At 59.2% G+C, this 3922-nt stretch carries 2 protein-coding genes; both read right to left on the reverse strand.

Translation table 11 applies throughout. The features are described from left to right. Positions 1-120: 120 nt before the first annotated feature. Positions 121-2505 carry an efflux RND transporter permease subunit gene (locus ACW9JE_RS29365; protein WP_457434753.1) on the reverse strand — a complete coding sequence of 795 codons (2385 nt, stop codon included), beginning with the start codon at positions 2503-2505 and terminating at the stop codon, positions 121-123. A gap of 28 nt (positions 2506-2533) precedes the next feature. Continuing rightward, positions 2534-3586: a WD40/YVTN/BNR-like repeat-containing protein gene (locus ACW9JE_RS29370; RefSeq protein ID WP_224539778.1), complete on the reverse strand. Its 1053-nt coding sequence runs from the start codon at positions 3584-3586 to the stop codon at positions 2534-2536. Positions 3587-3922 lie beyond the last annotated feature (336 nt).

Genomic DNA, 3922 nt, shown 5'->3' on the forward strand with positions numbered 1-3922 from the left:
GATACATGAGTCGTCTGACACGACGCCTTCGCGAGCAAGCCCGCTCCCACAGGGTTAGGTGTGAACCGGGAAATAAAAAAGCCGCAACCTGAGTTGCGGCTTTTTCGTTAGCGCCAGGGATCAGTGAGCAAACAACGAATTACCCTTCTGCCCCGCCAGCTTCTCCGGCTTGATCAGGAACCGAGCCAGCGCCGGCAGCAGCCACAGCGCACCAAACATGTTCCACAGCAACATGAAGGTCAGCATCAGGCCCATGTCCGCCTGGAACTTGATCGCCGAGAAGATCCAGGTGCACACACCGATGGCCAGGCACAGACCGGTGAACAACACCGCCTTACCGGTGGACTTCAGCGTCTGGTAGTACGCCTCTTGTAGCGGCAGACCAGCACGCAGGAAGCTTTCCAGACGGCTGTAGATGTAGATCCCGTAGTCCACGCCGATCCCCACACCCAAGGCCACGACCGGCAGGGTCGCGACTTTCACGCCGATGCCCATGAAGGCCATCAGGGCGTTGCCCAGCACCGACGTCAGCACCAGCGGCAGCACGATGCAAAGAGTCGCCGCCCAGGAGCGGAAGGTGATCATGCACATCACCGCGACGCAGATGTACACCAGGATCAGGATGGTCAGCTCGGACTTCTTGATCACCTCGTTGGTGGCCGCTTCAATCCCCGCGTTACCGGCGGCAAGGATGAACTCCAGGCCGTCCTTGTTGTTCTCCTTGGCGAACTCCTGCACCGCATGCACCGCACGATCCAGGGTCTCGGCCTTGTGGTCGTTGAGGAACACCAGCACCGGCGCCAGCGAGCAATTGTTGTTGTACAGGCCATCGGCACGGGCGATGGAGTTGTTCAACACATCCGGGTTACGCGACAGGGTTTCCCACTTCAGGTTGCCCTCGTTCATGCCCTTGATCATCTGCTTGGACACGGTCACCAGGGAAATCGCCGACTGCACGCCCTCGGTGTTCTGCATCTTCCACATCAGCTCGTCGATCGGCGCCATGGCTTCGTAGCGCGAGCAGCCTTCGGACTTGGTCTTGACCATCACCACCAGAACGTCGGAGCTGGTGGAGTAGTTGCTGATGATGAAGTTGTTGTCCTTGTTGTAGCGCGAGTCCGGACGCAGTTCTGGCGCGCCCTGGTCGAGGTCGCCGATCTTCAGGTTCTGGCTGTACCAGAGGCCGCCACTGAAGGCAATCAAGGCCAGCAGGATCGACACCGGCGCAACCTTGGCGCTGGCGAAGTTCGCCAGCAGGCGCCAGAACGGGTGTTCACGGTGTGCGTCCTTCTTGCTGCGCTCGACCGCACGCTTGCTGATGCCGACATAGGAAATCGCCACCGGCAGCAGGATCAGGTTGGTGAACACGATCACCGCCACGCCGATGGAGGCACCGATTGCCAGTTCGCGAATCACGCCGATGTCGATGATCAACAGGGTGATGAAGCCCACGGCGTCGGCGAGGATCGCGATCATCCCCGGCAGGAACAGTTGACGGAAGGTGCGGCGAGCCGCGGTGAGGGCGTTGTCAGCTTCGCTGGATTGCAGGGCGATACCGTTGATCTTCTGCACGCCGTGGGAAATGCCGATGGCGAAGATCAGGAACGGCACCAGCATCGAGTACGGATCTAGGCCGAAACCGAAGAAGTGCATCAGGCCCAACTGCCAGATCACCGCCACCAGCGTGGTGCTCAATACCGCCACGGTGCTGCGCATGCAGTTGGTGAACCAGTACAGCAGGATCAAGGTGATGACAAAGGCGACGCCGAAGAACATCACCACCATCACCAGGCCGTCGATCAGGTCGCCGACCTTCTTGGCGAAACCGACGATGTGAATCTTGATGTTGGGGTTCTGTTTTTCGAACTTGTCACGGATCTTGTCTTCAAGATCGTGGGAGAACTTGCGGTAGTCCAGGGACAGCAACTTGCCCTGGTCCTGCGGGTCCGGGTAGGACTCCAGCAGCGGGATATCGACGATGCTCGATTTGAAGTCGTTGGATACCAACCGGCCTATTTGCCCGGACTTGAGCACGTTGTTGCGCAGCATGTCGAGGCTTTGCTCGGAGCCGTTGTAGCTCTGCGGAATCACTTCACCACCGGCGAAGCCCTCCTCCGTCACTTCGGTCCAGCGTACGCTCGGGCTCCACAGCGATTTCAGGCCGGAACGATCGACGCCGGAAATGTAGAACACCTCGTCATGAATCTGGCGCAGGGTCTCCATGTATTCCTTGGAGAAGATGTCGCCATCGGTGGCCTCCACGGAAATCCGTACGGTGTTGCCCAGGTTCGCCAGATCGTTGCGGTGCTCCATCATCTTCTGAATGAAGGGATGCTCCAGCGGGATCATTTTTTCGAAGCTGGTGGACGGCCGGATCAGCGTGGCCTGCCAGAACAGGAAGATGCTGACCAACAGGCAGATGGTGATCACTGCCGGGCGGTTGTTGAAAATCAGGCGCTCAAGAAACGTCGCCTTGTCCTGATGATGAGTGCTCAAGGAAGTCATAGCCCCGCCTTCTTATTATTAACCTGGCTCATTTGCCCAGCTCGGCGCCGTTTGGCGAAGTGGCGCGAACGCCGCCCTGCCCACCCAGAATCAGATTGCCGTTCCCGGCGCCGACCACCGACGAGATGGAGATACGATCGCGACGGTTGAAGACGCTGAAGGTTTCGCCGTTGTCGCTGCTGCTGATCACCGAACCGCCGTTGCCGACGATCACGATCGAACCATCTTCGAGCAGCGTGCCGCCGGACAGGCCGAACTCCAGCGCGCCGCGTTCAGCCTTGAGTTCGACTTGCTCCCAGGTGCTGCCGAAATCCGTGGAGCGGTAAAGATTGCCGCGCAGGCCGTAGGCCAACAGTGTATTGGGCTGAGCAGTGCCGATTACACCGAACAGCGAACCTTCGTATGGGCCTTCGAGTTTTTCCCAGGTCTGGCCCCAGTCGGCAGAGCGGTACATGCTGCCCTGCTCGCCCACGATGAACAGCCCGGCATCCTTGACTGCGGCGATGGCGTTGAGGTGGTACTGGTCTTCGTTGTCCAGACGGTCGCTGACGTCTTCCCAGTTTTTCCCGCCATCGGTGGTGGCCAACAGAGCGCCGTAAGCGCCCACGGCAAAGCCGCTACTGGCGTCCTGAAACCAGACGTCGAGCAGCGGCGATTCGCGTTTGAGATCTTCGAATTGCTTGGTCCAGGTGACGCCGCCGTCCTCGCTGGCGAGGATCTGCGCGTCATGACCGACGGCCCAGCCGTGCTTGTCATCGACAAAGAACACGGAGGTCAGCAGTTGCCGGGTCGGCACCTTGGCCTGGGTCCAGGTCGAACCCTGGTCATCGGAATAGAGAATGTGCCCGCGATCCCCGACCGCCACCAGGCGCTTGCCTGCATGAGCGACGTCGAGCACCAGGCTTTTGCTGGCCTTGGCCGATTCAACGGAATAAACGACATCGGATGCCGGCGCGTCAGCCGACAACACTGGCGCCGACCAAACGGCACAGCCCAACAGCGAGAGCGCTGTAGCCAGCATCGCGAATTTACGCAGTGCCGGCGGGCGGCAAGTACCCACACCCATGACAGGCTCACTCATAGACCTTCCCCCATTATTATTGTTAGGTCATTCAACCTTTCAGGGCGCCGCAAGGGTACACGCCCGGACGACAGTTTCAGTGCATCGTTTCAGAGCATAGTCCTGAAACCCGCAATCCAGAGCCCCTTCGGAAGCTGGCTTATCCTATCGGTGTTTTTGAAGACCTGACAATCGACGGCACGTTATGTTTTGTTAACCGCCGGGGGATGTGGTGTTTATGAATGATTGGGTATTGGGAGGACTGATGTTCCCACAAACCCTGTAGGAGCGAGCATGCTCGCGATGGTGGTCAACGATGACGCGGGATGTCTGATGCCCCGCGTTATCGTTGTTCTC

This window comes from Pseudomonas sp. SDO55104_S430 (assembly GCF_054070595.1).